The 16,608-nt window shown below is 57.8% G+C and carries 15 protein-coding genes; 7 read left to right on the forward strand and 8 right to left on the reverse strand.

Features of this window, described 5'->3' with window-relative positions:
- From pstB to pstS, 4 genes are all read right to left on the reverse strand, one after another.
- Entirely contained in the window at positions 1-801 is an 801-nt protein-coding gene (pstB, locus tag AVI_RS11170; RefSeq protein ID WP_197436452.1) for a phosphate ABC transporter ATP-binding protein PstB, read from the reverse strand.
- Between the two features lie 36 nt (positions 802-837).
- The gene (gene pstA, locus AVI_RS11175; protein ID WP_015916461.1) at positions 838-1,689 is read right to left on the reverse strand and encodes a phosphate ABC transporter permease PstA; all 852 of its coding nucleotides are present in this window, start codon (positions 1,687-1,689) and stop codon (positions 838-840) included.
- 9 nt (positions 1,690-1,698) lie between these two features.
- On the reverse strand, positions 1,699-2,673 hold the full coding sequence (pstC, locus tag AVI_RS11180; protein WP_015916462.1) for a phosphate ABC transporter permease subunit PstC: 975 nt from the start codon (positions 2,671-2,673) through the stop codon (positions 1,699-1,701).
- A 99-nt stretch (positions 2,674-2,772) separates the two neighbouring features.
- A complete protein-coding gene (gene pstS, locus AVI_RS11185) occupies positions 2,773-3,822 on the reverse strand; it encodes a phosphate ABC transporter substrate-binding protein PstS (protein ID WP_015916463.1) in 1,050 nt (349 codons plus the stop codon).
- Between the two features lie 311 nt (positions 3,823-4,133).
- Between pstS and AVI_RS11195 the strand changes: the two genes are divergently transcribed.
- The 4 genes from AVI_RS11195 to AVI_RS11210 all read left to right on the forward strand — a co-directional run bounded on the left by AVI_RS11195 (position 4,134) and on the right by AVI_RS11210 (position 8,561).
- Entirely contained in the window at positions 4,134-6,674 is a 2,541-nt protein-coding gene (locus tag AVI_RS11195; protein ID WP_041696782.1) for an ATP-dependent helicase, read from the forward strand.
- A gap of 65 nt (positions 6,675-6,739) precedes the next feature.
- Entirely contained in the window at positions 6,740-7,738 is a 999-nt protein-coding gene (locus AVI_RS11200; RefSeq protein WP_015916465.1) for a DUF4917 family protein, read from the forward strand.
- A 149-nt stretch (positions 7,739-7,887) separates the two neighbouring features.
- Positions 7,888-8,142: a type II toxin-antitoxin system prevent-host-death family antitoxin gene (locus AVI_RS11205; protein ID WP_041698083.1), complete on the forward strand. Its 255-nt coding sequence runs from the start codon at positions 7,888-7,890 to the stop codon at positions 8,140-8,142.
- The gene (locus AVI_RS11210; protein WP_015916467.1) at positions 8,139-8,561 is read left to right on the forward strand and encodes a type II toxin-antitoxin system VapC family toxin; all 423 of its coding nucleotides are present in this window, start codon (positions 8,139-8,141) and stop codon (positions 8,559-8,561) included. Before AVI_RS11205 ends, AVI_RS11210 begins: the two co-directional genes overlap by 4 nt.
- A gap of 31 nt (positions 8,562-8,592) precedes the next feature.
- On the opposite strand, the gene AVI_RS11215 is transcribed toward AVI_RS11210, so the two are convergent.
- On the reverse strand, positions 8,593-8,874 hold the full coding sequence (locus tag AVI_RS11215) for a DUF6074 family protein (protein WP_041696784.1): 282 nt from the start codon (positions 8,872-8,874) through the stop codon (positions 8,593-8,595).
- 421 nt (positions 8,875-9,295) lie between these two features.
- Positions 9,296-11,629: a glucose/quinate/shikimate family membrane-bound PQQ-dependent dehydrogenase gene (locus tag AVI_RS11220; protein WP_015916468.1), complete on the reverse strand. Its 2,334-nt coding sequence runs from the start codon at positions 11,627-11,629 to the stop codon at positions 9,296-9,298.
- A 202-nt stretch (positions 11,630-11,831) separates the two neighbouring features.
- Here AVI_RS11220 and pncA point away from each other — a divergent pair, with 202 nt between their 5' ends.
- From pncA to panB, 3 genes are read left to right on the forward strand one after another with little or no spacing between them, the layout of a single operon-like run.
- On the forward strand, positions 11,832-12,458 hold the full coding sequence (gene pncA, locus AVI_RS11225; protein ID WP_015916469.1) for a bifunctional nicotinamidase/pyrazinamidase: 627 nt from the start codon (positions 11,832-11,834) through the stop codon (positions 12,456-12,458).
- A 44-nt stretch (positions 12,459-12,502) separates the two neighbouring features.
- Positions 12,503-13,372, forward strand: a complete 870-nt coding sequence (panC, locus tag AVI_RS11230; RefSeq protein ID WP_015916470.1) for a pantoate--beta-alanine ligase — start codon at positions 12,503-12,505, stop codon at positions 13,370-13,372.
- Positions 13,369-14,193 carry a 3-methyl-2-oxobutanoate hydroxymethyltransferase gene (gene panB, locus AVI_RS11235; RefSeq protein ID WP_015916471.1) on the forward strand — a complete coding sequence of 275 codons (825 nt, stop codon included), beginning with the start codon at positions 13,369-13,371 and terminating at the stop codon, positions 14,191-14,193. The genes panC and panB overlap by 4 nt, the downstream gene beginning before the upstream one ends.
- 53 nt (positions 14,194-14,246) lie before the next feature.
- Here panB and AVI_RS11240 read toward each other — a convergent pair whose 3' ends face one another.
- Both AVI_RS11240 and nadB read right to left on the reverse strand, forming a co-directional pair.
- Positions 14,247-14,981: a sulfite exporter TauE/SafE family protein gene (locus tag AVI_RS11240; RefSeq protein WP_015916472.1), complete on the reverse strand. Its 735-nt coding sequence runs from the start codon at positions 14,979-14,981 to the stop codon at positions 14,247-14,249.
- 11 nt (positions 14,982-14,992) lie between these two features.
- Positions 14,993-16,600, reverse strand: a complete 1,608-nt coding sequence (gene nadB, locus AVI_RS11245; protein WP_015916473.1) for an L-aspartate oxidase — start codon at positions 16,598-16,600, stop codon at positions 14,993-14,995.
- Between the last annotated feature and the right edge of the window lie 8 nt (positions 16,601-16,608).

A 16,608-nucleotide genomic window follows, 5' to 3' on the forward strand; every position in this document is an offset into this window, starting at 1 on the left:
TCAGCCGAACCGTCCGGTGACATAGTCGCTGGTACGCTGGTCACCAGGGGCGCTGAAAATCACCTCGGTGCGGTCGAATTCCACCAGTTCGCCCAGATACATGAAGGCGGTATATTGGGAGATGCGCGCCGCCTGATGCAGATTGTGGGTGACGATGGCGATGCAATAGGTGGACCGCAGGGTTTCGATCAGTTCTTCCAGCTTGCTGGTTGAAATCGGATCGAGCGCCGAGGCTGGCTCGTCCAGCAGCAGCACGGACGGCTTGACGGCAATGGCGCGGGCAATGCACAGGCGCTGCTGCTGGCCACCGGAAAGACCAAGGCCGCTTTGATGCAGCTTGTCCTTCACCTCGCCCCAGAGAGCGGCTTCCTGAAGTGCTGCTTCAACGCGATTATCCATATCCGGCTTGGACAGCCTTTCATAAAGGCGGATGCCGAAGGCGATATTCTCATAGATCGACATCGGAAACGGCGTCGGCTTTTGGAAAACCATGCCAATCTTGGCGCGCAGCCGGTTCAGGTCTTCGGATGGGTTGAGAATATCGCGTCCGTCGAGCAAAACCTCGCCCTTCACCTTCTGCCCCGGATAAAGATCGTACATCCGGTTGAAAATCCGCAGCAGGGTCGATTTTCCACAGCCGGACGGGCCGATAAAGGCGGTGACCGTGCGATCACGCAGGCCGAGATCGACATTTTTGATCGCCTGATAGCCGTTTTGGTAATAAAACGACAGCTGCTTGGCCTCGACCTTGATAGGGCGGCCGATATCGGACGGATTGAAGGCTTGCAGAGGTGCGCGCATCAGGGGCGACCTTGTACCCGTGTCAGACATTTGCATCTATCTTTCCTTCTTTCCGAACAATAACCCCGCCGACAGGCTTCGTGCGACGATATTCAAAACCAGGATCGTCACCGTGATCAGCAATGCCCCGCCCCAGGCTAACCGCTGCCAATCCTCATAGGGGCTCATGGCAAACTGGAAGATCACCACCGGCAGATTGGCAATCGGCTGACTGAGATCGGCGGTCCAGTATTGATTGTTGAGCGCGGTAAACAGCAAAGGCGCGGTCTCGCCGCTGATCCGGGCGACAGCCAGCAGCACGCCGGTCAACATGCCGGAGCGGGCGCTGCGCCAGATCACCGAGGTCATGATTTTCCAGCGCGGCGCGCCAAGCGCCGCCGCCGCCTCACGCATCGCATCCGGCACCAGCGCCAGCATGTCTTGGGTGGTGCGGTTGATGACCGGAATGGCAATCAACGCCAGCGAGGCAGCCCCGGCATAGCCGGAGAAATGCCGGAACGGCACGACCAGCAGCGTATAGACAAACAGGCCAATGACGATGGATGGTGCGGCCAGCAGGATATCGTTGACGAAAATCGCCACCGTGCCAAGCTTTGTGCCGCGCCCGTATTCCGCAAGATAGGTACCGGCCAGGATACCGATTGGCGTTGCCACCACGGTTGCCAGCAGTGTCATCATGAAGGAGCCGTAGATGGCATTCGCAAGACCGCCATCCGAACCGGGCGGAGGCGTCATTTTGGTGAAGAGGTCAAGCGTGATCGCTTGCAGACCATTGCTGAACAGCGTCCACAGGATTGCCGCCAGAACGGCGAGACCAAGAATGGCCGAGGCCAGCGACAGGCCAAGGGCGATACGGTTGACGAGATAGCGGCGAGAAACAATCGACATCGGCTGGCCTCAAAAACTTTCACTGCGCCCGATGAGCCACTTGGCAAGCGCCAGCACTGCAAAGGTGATGAAGAACAGGATGAGACCAAGCGCCACCAGACTGGACGTATAGAGATCCGACGTCGCCTCGGAAAACTCATTGGCAATCGAAGCCGAAATCGTCGTGGCGGGCGAGAGCAGCGAGGTGGCAATCCGGTGCGAATTGCCGATCACGAAGGTGACTGCCATGGTTTCGCCCAGCGCCCGGCCAAGGCCCAGCATGACGCCGCCGATCAGGCCGCGCCGGGTATAGGGAATGATGATGTGGAAGACGACTTCCCAGGTGGTCATGCCCATGCCGTAGGCGGATTCCCTGAGTAGCACCGGCACGGTGCCGAACACGTCGCGGGTGACGGAGGTGATGAATGGAATGACCATGATCGCCAGCACGATCCCCGCCGTCAGAAGACCGATGCCATAGGGTGCGCCGCTAAACAGCAGGCCGAGAACAGGCACATTTCCGAATGTGGCGATCAAAGCGGGCTGCACCACGGATTGCATGACCGGCGCCAGCACGAAGAAGCCCCAGAGCCCGTAAATAATGCTGGGAATACCCGCCAGAAGCTCGATGGCCGTGCCGATGGGCCGTTGCAGCAGCGGCGGGCACATTTCGGTGAGAAAGATGGCGATGCCGAAACTGACGGGAACGCCAATAACAAGCCCGATGACCGAGGTAATCAACGTGCCGTAAATCGGAGCGGCTGCCCCGTAAATGTCCTTGGCCGGGCTCCAACGTTCGTTCCACAGAAAGGATATGCCGAATTCCCGCCAGGTCGGCAGGGATTCGATCAGCAGTGACAGAAACACCCCGAGCAATGCGACCATAACCAGCATGGCGCAAAGCCAGGTGGCGCGGATGAACAATGCATCGGCAAAGCGCACCCGCTTGGCGGCAGCGGTTCTTGCCTCTTCCTCGCTCATGGTCGGTTGATGGATGACAGTCATGCAGGGCTTTCCGAAGGGACAAGGCAGCGGAGTGGTTCAAATATGCAAACAGCGGGCGATGACCGTCCGCTGTTGTTGTAGAAGAAAGACGAGTGGCAATTACATCGCCTTGAAGACCGGCTTGCCGTCCTTCTGGATGCTGTCCCAGGAGTTTTCGATCAGCTTCACCACCGGCTTCGGAATAGCCACATATTCCAGCGCCTTGGCTTCGCCGGTGCCATCCTTGTAGGCCCAGGCGAAGAACTTCAGGGCGGCTTCGGTCGCGTCCTTGTCGGCAGGGTCCTTATGGATCAGCACCCAGGTGGACGCAGCAATCGGCCAGCTCTTTTCGCCGGGCTGATTGGTGATGACGACGTTGAAATTCTTGGCACCGGCCCAATCGGCATTGGCAGCGGCAGCGGCAAAGCTGTCCAGCGAAGGCTCGACCACCTTGCCCGCGTCATTCTTCATCTTGGCATAGCCGAGCTTATTCTGGATCACATAGGCATATTCATTATAGCCGATGGCGCCAGCGGTCTGCTTGACCGTGTTGGCAACACCTTCAGAGCCCTTGGCGCCGATGCCGACCGGCCACTCAACAGCGGTGTCGGAGCCGATCTTGCTCTTCCAATCAGCGGAAACCTTGCTGAGGTAATCGGTGAAATTGAAGGTGGTGCCGGAACCATCGGCGCGGTGTACGACGACAATGGCTTGGTCGGGCAGCTTGACGCTCTTGTTGAGAGCGGCAATCACTGGGTCGTTCCACTTGGTGATCGTGCCCATATAGATGCCTTCGAGCGCCTTGCCATCCAGCACCAGTTCGCCCGGCTTCACGCCTTCGATATTGTACATTGGCACGATGCCGCCCATCACCATCGGAAACTGGGTCAGGCCGTTCTTGGTGAGTTCTTCGTCGCTCAGCGGCTTGTCGGTAGCGCCGAAGGTCACGGTCTTGGCTTCAACCTGCTTGATGCCGCCGCCCGAACCGATGGACTGGTAATTCAGGCTGATGCCGGTCTTGGCTTTGTAGGCTTCACCCCATTTGGAAAACACAGGGTAGATGAAGCTGGAACCGGCACCGGAAATGTCGGCAGCAAAAGCCGCACCGGTAAAGGCGACCGAAAAGGCGGCAAGCGCCGCACCCGTGGCGATCTTTTTCATGAAAGTCATCGGAATAATCCCCGTGTTCGTCGAGCAATCTCTCAAAGCCCCAGCGGCTTTTCGAGCGACACTGGCATTGGCCTAAGTCGCTTCCATGAAGCTTTCGTGACAAAATTCCGGCCAGCGAGTGGCATCACGCGGCTGTGATTTTCAGGCCCATAAGCGTAAAGTTGGCGTGATTTTCCTTCCATTTGCAATCAGGTTTCCCTTCCCCTCTTTCCGCCTGTTTTTTTCTCAATTCACCGTCCCGCTGCCGGGATTGGAATGAAACAAGAACGTTTTCACTGGCCTTTCGAGGTAGAATCACTACATTGAAGGGCATGAGCAACGGTTTTGACGATATTCCCTTCTTTGACGAAGAGCCTGCACCCCGGACCTCCGCAAAAGGAGCGAAAGCCACGGATGCGCCTGCGCCCCAACAGGAGAGCAGCCCTGCGGCAAGCACCAAAGCTGGGGGCGGATTGGGCATCGCGGCGCGTGCCATGGCCGCGCGCGACCAGAACCGCAATCCAGATTACCTCGCAGGCCTCAACCCGGAACAGCGTGAAGCAGTCGAAACCCTGGATGGTCCGGTTCTGGTGCTGGCGGGTGCCGGCACCGGTAAGACGCGAGTGTTGACCACCCGTATCGCCCATATTCTGGCCACCGGCCGCGCTTTCCCCAGCCAAATCCTCTCCGTCACCTTCACCAACAAGGCGGCCCGCGAGATGAAAGAGCGCGTCGGCGTTCTGGTTGGCGGTGCAGTCGAAGGCATGCCCTGGCTTGGCACATTCCACTCCATCGGCGTCAAGCTCTTGCGCCGCCATGCCGAACTGGTCGGCCTGACCTCAGATTTCACTATTCTCGATACCGATGACGTGGTGCGGCTGATCAAGCAGATCATCCAGGCCGAAGGGTTGGACGACAAACGCTGGCCCGCCAAGATGTTTGCCGGAATGATCGACGGCTGGAAAAACAAGGGCCTCGACCCCGCGCAGATCCCCGAGGGCGACGCCCGTGCCTTTGGCAATGGCAAGGGCCGCGAGCTTTACGCCGCCTACCAGGCTCGGCTGAAAAGCCTGAATGCCTGCGATTTCGGCGATCTTCTCCTGCACCCGATCCGGATGTTCCGCGCCAATCCGGATGTGCTGAAGGACTATCACCAGCGCTTTCGCTATATTCTGGTGGATGAATATCAGGACACCAACACGGCGCAATATATGTGGTTGCGGCTGTTGGCGCAGCGGCCAAGCACAAAAACCGCTGACGGCAAGGTCACAAACGGCACAGTGAATATTTGCTGCGTTGGCGACGACGATCAGTCGATCTATGGCTGGCGTGGGGCCGAAGTGGACAATATCCTGCGCTTCGAGAAGGATTTTCCGGGCGCGAAAGTCATCAAACTGGAGCGGAATTACCGCTCGACGGAGCATATTCTTGGCGCTGCCGGTTTTCTGATTGCCCATAACGAGGGTCGTCTGGGTAAGACGCTGTTTACCGACCGGGTCGATCCGAACGACGAAAAAGTCGTGGTGCATGCCGCCTGGGATTCCGAGGAGGAAGCCCGCGCGGTTGGCGAGGAAATAGAACAGCTGCAACGCAACCAGCATAAGCTCAACGACATGGCCATTCTGGTGCGCGCCTCCTTCCAGATGCGCGAGTTTGAAGACCGGTTCGTGACGCTTGGGCTGAACTATCGGGTTATCGGCGGCCCGCGCTTTTACGAGCGATTGGAAATCCGCGATGCCATGGCCTATTTCCGCATGGTCTGCCAGCCCGCTGACGACCTGGCCTTCGAGCGGATCGTCAATACGCCAAAGCGCGGTCTGGGCGACACTACGGTGCGCACCCTGCATGACTATGCCCGCAAACGAGATATTCCGATGCTGGCAGCGGCCTCCGACATCATCGAGACCGATGAGCTGAAGCCGAAGGCGCGCAAGGCGCTGTTTGACGTGGTGACGGATTTCCGCCGCTGGCAGGATCTGCTGGAAAACACGCCGCATACCGAGCTTGCCGAACAGATCCTCGACGAGAGCGGCTATACCGCCATGTGGCAAAACGACAAATCGGCGGAAGCACCAGGGCGGCTGGAAAACCTGAAGGAACTGATCCGCTCGATGGAAGCCTTCGAGAGCATGCGCAGCTTCATGGAGCATGTCTCGCTGGTGATGGATGCCGAGACCAACGAAAATCTCGACGCCGTATCGATCATGACGCTGCATTCCGCCAAGGGGCTGGAATTTGAGACCGTGTTCCTGCCCGGCTGGGAAGAAGGCCTATTTCCGCATCAGCGCGCACTGGACGAAGGCGGACGCGCCGCGCTGGAGGAAGAACGGCGGCTGGCCTATGTCGGCCTGACGCGGGCCAAGCGCCGCTGCCACCTGTGGTTCGTTTCCAACCGGCGCATCCATGGCCTGTGGCAATCAACCATGCCGTCGCGCTTCCTGGATGAACTACCGCCCGCCCATGTGGAAGTGGCCGAAGTGGAAACCAGCTACGGCGGCTATGGACGCGGCGGCTACGGCCAGTCCCGCTTCGACAAGCAGGAACCGTTCACCAATTCCTACTCCACCCCCGGCTGGAAGCGCGCCCAGGCCAACAAAACCGACGCCACCCGCGAAAACTGGGGCAGCCGCTCCGGCCACGCGGTGGAACGCATCGGCTACGGCGAAAGCGGCCCCCGCGGCCAAACCATCGACGGCCAGTTGGTCGCCAAATCCACCAGCAATGAACCGTCAAAGTTCTCCGTCGGCGACCGGGTTTTTCATATCAAATTCGGCAACGGCAATGTGTCTGTCGTTGAGGGAAACAAGCTGACGATCGATTTTGATCGGGCGGGGCAAAAGCGGGTGCTGGATGGGTTTGTGGAGCGGGCTTAGCTTTGAGGGAAATTTTTAATGTCTAAACCCTAGATAGAGAAATCAACTTCTCTGGGGTAGTTTACATGACATCATTTGAGACCTTTGAAGATGCACTTTCCGATGCAAAAGGTCAGAAAAACCTTTTGGTTGGCAATGGCCTCAGCATCGCGTTTGATGAAAAATTTGGTTATAGTCAATTATTCGATGTAGCAGATTTTATAAATAACAACCCTAAAGTCGCCTCTATTTTTAACGCTCTTAAAACCAAGGACTTCGAAACAGTTGTCGGAGCTCTCTATAGTGCTAGCGAGATTGCTAGGAATTTCGAAGAACACGCTTTTTCAGAAAAAATTATCGACCATATTTCCGTATTAAAGACAGCTCTTATCGAAGCTGTAAGGCACATTCATCCAGGGAGCAGTAACTTGGTAAGTGCCGACCAAGCGGCCAAACTAAGAAGCTTCATGCAACCTTTCTTGATGGAAAATGGCTGCATATTTTCTCTCAACTACGATGCTTTGATTTATTGGTCTTTACTAAAGGACGGAACGCCAAAACTAAATTTTGCAGATGGATTTTCCACGAAAGAAGGGGCAGAACTGAAATTTGCCGGAGATGGATGCCCTAAAGAAATAAACGTGCTGTTTCCGCATGGAACGTTGTTTATATTCGATAAAAATGGCGATGCATTTAAGCCAAAAGCTAAAGAAAAAACGCTCATTGAAATAATTACCGAGCATATGGAAAATGGAAATTTTCCACTTTTCGTCAGCGAGGGAAGCTCGGAGCAAAAGTTAATGGCTATAAGAAAGAGTTTCTATTTAAATTACGCATATGAAAAAATAGAAAGGCAACAAGACAACTTTTTCACCTTCGGCCACTCACTTGATCTTCAGTCAGACGGACACATTTTCAGAAAAATTGCTGAAAATAAGAACGTCTCAAACCTTTATGCGTCGTACTACGACAGTAAGGAAGCGCTGTTGGGAAATCTTCATCACCTGCTGGACGCAGCCAAGCGTGATTCGACAAATCCATTGAATATACATACATTTCCCGCGAAAAGTGTATCCTGTTGGTAGAGAAGCGAAAGCATAAAGAGGCTAAATCAGGACCTTATGGTACCGTGTCGAACCCTGAATCCGCGCGACGCTTTAAACCAAAAACCTTGCATATTGCACCACAAATGGAGATATACTATATGTAGGCACATCCCTACATGGAGCCAATTATGGGTACATCCAGCCTAACCAGCAGAGAGCTCAATCAAGACGTCAGCCGCGCAAAACGCGCTGCTGAGACGGGGCCTGTTGTCATTACGGATCGTGGCAGACCATCGCATGTGCTGATGACCTATGAGGATTTCGAGCGGTTGACCGGCAAGCGTCGTAACCTTGTTGAGGAGCTGTCCATGCCCGGCTTGTCGTCTATCGATTTCGATCCGCCGCGCGTCCTGGTTTCGGGCCGTGAGGTCGATTTGTCCTGAACTATCTACTGGACACGAATGTCGTCTCGGAACTGCGCAAAGTGGGAGATGGCAAGGCAGACCGGAATGTGACGGAATGGATTGGTGCGCAGGATTCTCGCACTCTGTTTATTTCCGCGATCACCATCCTGGAGCTGGAGCGCGGCATATTGAGCCTTCAGCGGCGCGATATAGCGCAGGGTTCTCGCCTAAGAGCATGGATGGATGGCCGCGTTCGTCCAGAATTTGCCGAACGAATTCTGGTTATCGACGATGCAGTCGCGACGCGCTGCGCCCATCTGCATATCCCGGATCGCCGTAATGAGAGCGATGCACTTATCGCAGCCACTGCCCTGGTGCATGGGCTGGCAGTTGTGACACGCAATATTCAGGATTTTGAAGGGACCGGCGTCGTGCTGATCAACCCTTGGGCTGCGTGACGTGAACAGTCATCCTTGATGAGCCTTCACATTAACCCAGCGCTTCTTCATTCCGATGCAGCCACATCAGTTCCATTTGCACGGCGTCCTGGAAATTCATGATCTCGCCACGCATCACGTCTTCGGGGCAGCCGAGGTCGAGGAGTTCGGCGCCGAGCTGGCGGCAGGTGGCGCGCCAGTAGATGGTGGCGTCGTTGCCTTGCAGGCGGTCAAGCGTCACGGCGGCACCGCGCACCATGTCACGGCGGCTGGCCAGCGGGAAGAAGGCCAGCGTCGAGGCGACGGGCTCAAGCTTGGCGGCAGTGTTGGGCATACGAACCATCCTTTATACTGATGATTCGTTTTACGGCTTCATGGTTAAGGTTTGGTTGCCGTAGCGGAAGGACATTTGAATCAATTGTTCCAAAAGAAGACCCCTCCCGGTCAAAACCGGCAGGGGCTGGATGTTTGGAAAGCCGTTTAGGTCAGTGCGTGCCGCCCCCTCACCCCGCTTCCGCTCCGCTCAGCGGACTGACCGGGGCAGAGCCACGGGTCTCTGCCCGTCCTTCGGACCCCCGCTGGGGAGAGGAGGCAACAAGCGTTGCGGCTCCTGCCCTCTTCTCCCCCTTCTTTTTCTGAGGATTGGGGGGAGAAGGTGCCGGCAGGCGGATGAGGGGAGCGAAGCCAAACCTGCCACTCAATAAGCCCCCCCTGAACTCCATGTGAGGTCAGGAGATTGTCATGCCTTCCGTGATTTACGGCAGCGTATAGGCGATCACGTAATCACCCGGCTTGGTGCCAACAGAACCATGACCGCCTGCAACCATCACAACATATTGCTTGCCATTCAGCTCATAGCTCATCGGCGTCGCCTGGCCGCCAGCCGGAAGCCGGCCTTCCCAGAGAACCTTGCCGGTGGCGAGGTCATAGGCGCGCAGATAATTATCGACGGCAGCACCGAGGAAAGCGACGCCGCCCTTGGTAATCATCGGCCCGCCGATGCCGGGTACGCCGACCTTGAAGGGCAGCGGCAGCGGTGTCATGTCATGCACGGTGCCATTGCGGTGCTGATAGGCGATCTTGCCGGTCTTCAGATCGACAGCGGCAACCGTACCCCATGGCGGTGCCTGGCAGGGAATGCCGATGGGCGACAGGAACGGACCCATCTTCACGGCATAGGGTGCGCCATCATTGCGGTTCAGGCCTTGTTCCGAGCCTTTTTCGTCCTGGCCCTTGGCCGGAACCTGATCGCGCGGCACAAGCTGTGAGGTGAAGGCCAGATAAGTCGGCATGCCGAACATCACCTGTTTTTCCGGATCGACAGCCACCGAACCCCAGTTGAACGTGCCGAAATTGCCGGGATAGATGATCGAGCCCTGCAACGATGGCGGGGTATATTGGCCCTCATAGCGCAACTGATGGAACTTGATGCGGCAGGCAAGCTGATCAAGCAGCGTCACGCCCCACATATTGCGCTCTTCCAGCTTCGGTGGGCGGAAGCTTAAGGCCGAAATCGGCTGGGTTGGCGAGGCATGGTCTTCCGGGATGGTGCCGCCGGGGGCCGGAAGCTCCTTGATCGGAATGATCGGCTGGCCAGTGCGCCGGTCCAGCACATAGACATCGCCCTGCTTGGTGGAGGCAACCAGCGCCGGAACAGTGGTGCCACCGCTGTTGATATCGAGCAGCACGGGCTGGGCGGGAACATCCATGTCCCAGAGATCGTGATGGACGAATTGCTGCACCCAGCGATCGGCACCGGTGTTGAGATCGAGCGCCACGACCGAGGAAGAATATTTTTCCACATTGGCGCTGCGGTTCATGCCCAACTGGTCCGGCACCTGATTGCCGAGCGGGATATAAACGAGGCCCAGCTGTTCATCGACCGAGAATACCGACCAGCTATTCGGCGAATTGGCGGTGTAAGTCTGGCCTTGCGGAAGCGGTTGGGTCTGACCCGGATTGCCGCTGTCCCAGTTCCACACCAGCGCGCCGGTCTGGACGTCGAAGGCGCGGATCACGCCGGATTGCTCCTTGGTGGAATAATTGTCGTTGACCGCTCCGCCAATGATGATCTTGCCAGCGGCAATCACCGGCGGCGAGGTCGAGTAATAATAGCCAGCCGGATTGTAGGGCATGCCCTGTTCCAGATGCAGCACGCCCTTGTCGGCAAAGCTTTCGCAGATCTTGCCATTGGCGGCATCAAGCGCGATCAGCCGCGCATCCGAGGTCGGAAGATAGACGCGGGTGGCGCAGGACGCACCGGCTGTGGCAGCAGGATCGGCATAATAGGTGACGCCACGGCAGGTCTGGTGCTGGCGATCCGGGTTCAGTCCGACATTGGGATCATATTTCCATTTCTGCTTGCCGGTCGCCGCATCCACGGCGATGGCCCAATTGTGCGGGGTGCAGAGATAAAGCGTATCGCCCACTTTCAGCGGCGTTACCTGATAGGTGGTCTCGCCGACATCGCCGGGCTGTTTCACATCGCCGGTCTGGTAGGTCCAGGCCGTCTTCAGCGTCTTGACGTTGTCGGTCGTGATCTGGGTGAGCGGCGAATAGCGCTGGCCATAAGGCGTGCGGCCATATTGGTGCCATTCGCCATCGGCCATGTCGCCGCCATAGGACGGTGTGGCGCTGGCCACATCCATCGGCAACGTGCCGGGCTTGTCATAGGGGTCCTGCGTCATCGAATAGCCCGCGACAACAAGCGCGACCAGCACCGGCAGGGCCACTGGCCAGGCGCTGGCGGCAATACCGCCTTCGCGGCGATGCAGCGGTCCCAGCCTGCGGCGGATGGCAGGCAGAAGCAGCACAAAGCCAAGCACGATGACCAGCCCGCCGCGCGTACCAAGCTGCCACCAGTCAAAGCCGACCTCCCAGATCGCCCAGCCCAGGCAGCCGAGAATGAACAGCCCGTAGATCCAAAGCGCCGACGCCTTGCGCATCACCAGCAGCAGCGCAACGAGGATGAAGGCGATACCGGCGATGAGGTAAAACGGGCTACCGCCGAGCGACAGGAGATAGCCGCCCCCGCCGCCGAGCGCGAGCCCGATGACGGCGAAGACGACCGCTGTAACGATGAGGATCATGGGACAAATCCGATGCATGTTGAAAATAAGCGGGGGTGCGTCAAAAATTTACGCATAGGTGAACTGCAAACGCGGGAGCGACCGTTAGGTTCCTACCGATCTTACCGGCAAATCAAATTTTGAGACCAAATACTCTTACCCATACCCTTGCGCGCATCGATCGGCCTTGCCATGGTCTGGCGCAAAATCAGCAGGAGGGATCATGACCAAGGCGCTGCTTCTCATTGATATCCAGAACGGCTTTTGCCCGGGCGGCAATCTGCCGGTGGCAGAGGGCGATCAGATCGTTCCCATCGCCAATGCCCTAATGGCCAGCGGGTCCTATGACCTGATCGTCGCCTCGCAGGACTGGCATCCGGCCAATCACGGCAGCTTCGCCTCCCAGCATCCCGGCGCCAAGGTTTTCGAACTGGGCGAGCTTTCCGGCAAGCCGCAAATGATGTGGCCGGACCATTGCGTACAGGGGACAGTGGATGCCGCGTTTCACCCCGGCCTCGACCTCTCCCGGATCGACCATGTGCAGAAAAAGGGACTGAACCCGTTGGTGGACAGCTATTCGGCCTTCCGCGACAACGATCAAACGGCCCTGACTGGCCTTGGTACCTGGCTGATCGACAAGGGCGTCACCGAACTGGATGTCATGGGCCTTGCCACCGATTACTGCGTCAAGTTTTCCGTGCTGGATGCGCTGGACATGCTGCCGGGCGTTACCGTGCGCTTGATTGTCGATGGCAGCCGGGGCATTGATCCGCAAACGGTGGAGGCAGCGATTGCCGACATGCAGGCCCATGGCGCACGGTTGATCACCAGCGCGGATGTCCTCGCCTAACAAACATCTGCTACTGCAAAAAGAATGGGTTCGGGAGGGCCGCCATGGAGATTATCAACACGATTGCAGCCCTGCGCCACAGGCTCGATGCCTGCCGCAAGGCTGGAAAATCCATCGGTTTCGTGCCGACCATGGGCTATCTGCATAAGGGTCACCTGACGCTGGTCGAACAGGCCAAGGCTGAAAATGCCGTGACCGTTGCGTCGATCTTCGTCAACCCGCTGCAATTCGGCAAGGGCGAGGATCTGGAGAAATATCCCCGCGATCTTGAGCGCGACAGTGAGATGCTGGAGGCGGCAGGCGTCGATTTTCTGTTCGCGCCTGGCGTGGCGGACATGTATCCGCGCCCGATGGAGACAGTCGTTGATCTGCCGGGGTTGGGCGGTGAGCTGGAAGGCAAGGCCCGGCCCGGCCATTTCGCGGGCGTGGCAACCGTCGTCACCAAACTGTTCAACATCGTCCAACCGGATGCCGCCTATTTTGGCGAGAAGGATTATCAGCAGGTGGCGATCATCCGCCGCATGGTGGACGATCTCGCCATGCCGGTGCGTGTCGTGCCGGTGGCAACCGTGCGAGAGGCCGATGGGCTGGCTTGCTCATCGCGCAATGTCTACCTGACCGAGGAGCAGCGCGCTGCCGCCACCATCGTGCCGAAGGCGCTAGATGAGGCGGAACGTCTTTATAAAGCCGGTATGCGCGATACGGCGGAGATGGAAGCAGCCCTTGCCGCCTTCATTGCCCGGGAGCCGCAGGCAAAGCCCGATGTGGTCGCCGTGCGTCACCCCGATACGCTGGCCACTCTGCCCCACCTGGACCAGCCGTTTCTGGTGCTGCTTTACGTGCAGATCGGCACGACCAAGCTGCTGGATAACCGGGTCATCACCATCAAAAGCAAAAAGGAAGCCGCCGAGTGAGCGCCCCGCCCCGCCAGAAACGCCTAACGCCCACCACCATTGCCGCGCTGAAGCATCAGCGCCCCATCGTCTCGCTCACCGCCTATACCACGCCGATGGCGCGGCTGATGGATGCGCATTGCGATCTGCTGCTGGTCGGCGACAGCCTTGGCATGGTGCTGTACGGGTTGGACACCACGGTTGGCGTCACCCTGGAGATGATGATTGCCCATGGGCAAGCCGTGTTACGTGGAGTCAATCGTGCCTGCGTTATCATCGATATGCCGTTCGGTTCCTATCAGGAATCGAGGGAACAGGCCTTCCGCAATGCGGCACGGATTATGAAGGAAACCGGCTGCGATGGCATCAAGCTGGAAGGCGGCACGGAAATGGCCGAGACCGTCGCCTTTCTGGTGGAACGCGGCATTCCCGTGCTGGGCCATGTCGGGCTGATGCCACAGCAGGTCAACACATCAGGCGGCTACCGCTCCAAAGGCCATGATGAAGCGGAAGCCGACAAGATCCGGGCCGACGCCACCGCCATAGCCAAGGCAGGCGCTTTTGCGCTGGTCATCGAAGGCACCGTGGAGCCTTTGGCGCGGGAGATAACCCAGACCCTTTCTGTCCCCACCATCGGCATCGGCGCCTCGCCTGCCTGTGATGGCCAGATCCTGGTCTCGGACGACATGCTGGGCCTGTTCAACGATTTTAAGCCGCGCTTCGTCAAGCATTATGCTGAGCTGGCCGGAGTCATTTCAAAGGCGGTGGAAGACTATGCGACCGAGGTCAAGGCACGGCAATTTCCCGGGCCGGAGCATACATTCCAGCCGCGTAAATCGTAACCGCTAAAGAGACGGTAGCGCCTCCCGCCTTCATCTGGCGCGAGGCGCTACGGCTATTTGACGATGACAAGCAGCCCCGCGGCAATCAGCAATGTGCAAAACGACAGAACCAGAGTGCGTTCATCCACCTTATGGGCCAAATGAACGCCTGCTGGCACGCCTAAAAGCCCGCCGATGGCCAACATGAGGCCGAGGGTCCAATCGACATGGCCATAATAGCCGTATTGCATCAGGCTGATGCTGCATCCTGGCAGTGCCAGCGCCAGTCCCAAGCCTTGCGCCCGAACCTGGGAATGCCCGTAGAACATCACCAACAAGGGAACGGCCAGCATGGCGCCTCCGACCCCAAACAAGCCGAGCGATATGCCGCCAATCGCGCCTGGCAAGAAGGCCCATCGATAATCAAGGCCATGTGAGACGAATTTTATGTTTCGCGTGATGGCGACAAACGCCGCAAGCAACATCAAAAACACGCCATACCAGAGCTTCAATGTCTCGCTCGACAGCGATAAGGCCCAGAGAGAGCTGATCGCCGATGTGACGCTGCCACTGGCGGCCAGCACAAGGGCCGTCTTGAGATCGAAGCTGCCCTTGTTGCGGTATTTCACCAGGGCATAGAGGACATTGGTGACAACCATGACCAAAGCTGTCCCTTGGGCCAGCTTCTGGTCATAGGCAGCAAACAGCACGAGAAGCGGGATTGCAAATGTCCCGCCTCCTGTTCCCAGGAAGCCTCCCGCCGTCCCGAGCAACGCGCCGAAGGGAACGCCTATAACACTCATCAACATCGTGTTTAATCCTATGCCGCGACGCTGGCGTGTTGGTCTGCCAAGCAGAGGACGGTCGGGCCGGACTCCTGACGAGAATTTGGAAAGTCGCTGTTGTAATGACAGCCGCGACTTTCAGACCGCGACAAGGCGCTGTCGATGACAATCCGCGCCGTCACCACCATGTTGTGCAAGTCGCTAAGGTCGAAAGAGTGGGGATGCGATGTCAACATCGCCTCGACTTCCGAATGAAGCAGGTCAATCCTTCTGCGGGCCGCATGAAGCGAGTCCTGACTGCGAACGATGCCCACATAATTCCACATCACCGTTCTGATTTCCTGCTTGATCAGAACCATGGCATCACGCTTCATTCCGTCCGCCGCCATGATATGCGGGTGCTGCTTGGCCGGTGCCAGCGAGACATTCGGCAGGTCGCTGCCGCTCAAGATATCCAATGACGCGGCCCGTGCCATGACCACACATTCCAGCAGGGAGTTGGATGCCAGCCGGTTGGCGCCATGCAAGCCGGTATAGGCCGCCTCACCGAGGCAATATAGGCGATCAACATCGGTTCGTCCGTTTATCTCCGCATAGACACCGCCGCAGGTATAATGCGAAGCGGGCGTCACCGGGATCGACTCCTTCGTCATGTCGATCCCCCGCTCCAGACATTTCTGGTAGATGTTCGGGAAATGACCCTTGATGAATTCCGCTGGCTTATGGCTGATGTCGAGATTGACGGATGGAATGCCGTTTTTCTTCATCTCGCTGTAAATGGCTCTGGAGACCACATCTCTCGGCGCAAGCTCTGCACGCTCATCATAATCGGGCATGAAGCGGTAGCCATCGGGAAGCGTCAGAATGCCGCCCTCGCCCCGAACGGCCTCCGTGATCAGAAAAGCGTCACCTCCCGGATAGTACATGCAGGTTGGATGAAACTGCATGAATTCCAGGTTGGCGACACGGCAACCCATTCTCCAGCCCAGAGGAATACCGTCACCGATCGATTGAGCTGGCGATGTCGTATGCGAGAAAATCGGGCCGACGCCGCCTGTGGCCAAAACCGTGAAACTGGACGCAACGCGGCGCTCGACACCCTTCGGGTCGATCAACACCGCGCCAATGCAGGTGTTTTTCTCGGCGTCGCCCCGGATGAGATCCGTGACTGCGCAATTCTCAAGCACGGTGATGTTGGGATGAGATAGAAGGTGGGAGGACAGGCTGGTCTGAATTCCGCGACCGGTCATGTCATCGACATGCAAAATGCGCCGTTCGCCATGGCCGCCTTCGCGGGTCAGGTGATAGTCGCCATCCTGTTTGGTGAATGGAACACCCTGTTCGATCAGCCACTCGACGGCCTTACGGCCATTCTCAACGATATAGCGCGTATTGTCGATGTCATTCAGATGACATCCGGCAATCAGCGTATCGCTGACATGCTTGTCATGCGTATCGTCTGCCGCATAGACCGCAGAGATGCCACCCTGGGCATAATTCGATGCGGCAGAGCCGAGATCGGATTTGCAGACGATGAGAACCCGCTTCTCCCGCGCCACAGATAATGCCAGCGTCTGCCCCGCCAATCCGGCGCCAATCACCAGGACGTCGTAATAATCCTCAATCCCGTCTGAAAACATCATATTGCACT

Source organism: Allorhizobium ampelinum S4 (assembly GCF_000016285.1).
GTDB lineage: Bacteria > Pseudomonadota > Alphaproteobacteria > Rhizobiales > Rhizobiaceae > Allorhizobium > Allorhizobium ampelinum.

Excerpts from the sequence above, each read along its gene's own strand:
- pstC (WP_015916462.1), bottom strand. The coding sequence starts at position 2,673 with ATGACTGTCATCCATCAACCGACCATGAGCGAGGAAGAGGCAAGAACC.
- AVI_RS11240 (WP_015916472.1), bottom strand. The coding sequence starts at position 14,981 with ATGTTGATGAGTGTTATAGGCGTTCCCTTCGGCGCGTTGCTCGGGACG.
- AVI_RS11215 (WP_041696784.1), bottom strand. The coding sequence starts at position 8,874 with ATGCCCAACACTGCCGCCAAGCTTGAGCCCGTCGCCTCGACGCTGGCC.
- pstB (WP_197436452.1), bottom strand. The coding sequence starts at position 801 with ATGCGCGCACCTCTGCAAGCCTTCAATCCGTCCGATATCGGCCGCCCT.
- pncA (WP_015916469.1), top strand. The coding sequence starts at position 11,832 with ATGACCAAGGCGCTGCTTCTCATTGATATCCAGAACGGCTTTTGCCCG.
- AVI_RS11200 (WP_015916465.1), top strand. The coding sequence starts at position 6,740 with ATGACATCATTTGAGACCTTTGAAGATGCACTTTCCGATGCAAAAGGT.
- AVI_RS11220 (WP_015916468.1), bottom strand. The coding sequence starts at position 11,629 with ATGATCCTCATCGTTACAGCGGTCGTCTTCGCCGTCATCGGGCTCGCG.
- pstS (WP_015916463.1), bottom strand. The coding sequence starts at position 3,822 with ATGACTTTCATGAAAAAGATCGCCACGGGTGCGGCGCTTGCCGCCTTT.
- pstA (WP_015916461.1), bottom strand. The coding sequence starts at position 1,689 with ATGTCGATTGTTTCTCGCCGCTATCTCGTCAACCGTATCGCCCTTGGC.
- nadB (WP_015916473.1), bottom strand. The coding sequence starts at position 16,600 with ATGATGTTTTCAGACGGGATTGAGGATTATTACGACGTCCTGGTGATT.
- panC (WP_015916470.1), top strand. The coding sequence starts at position 12,503 with ATGGAGATTATCAACACGATTGCAGCCCTGCGCCACAGGCTCGATGCC.
- AVI_RS11205 (WP_041698083.1), top strand. The coding sequence starts at position 7,888 with ATGGGTACATCCAGCCTAACCAGCAGAGAGCTCAATCAAGACGTCAGC.
- AVI_RS11195 (WP_041696782.1), top strand. The coding sequence starts at position 4,134 with ATGAGCAACGGTTTTGACGATATTCCCTTCTTTGACGAAGAGCCTGCA.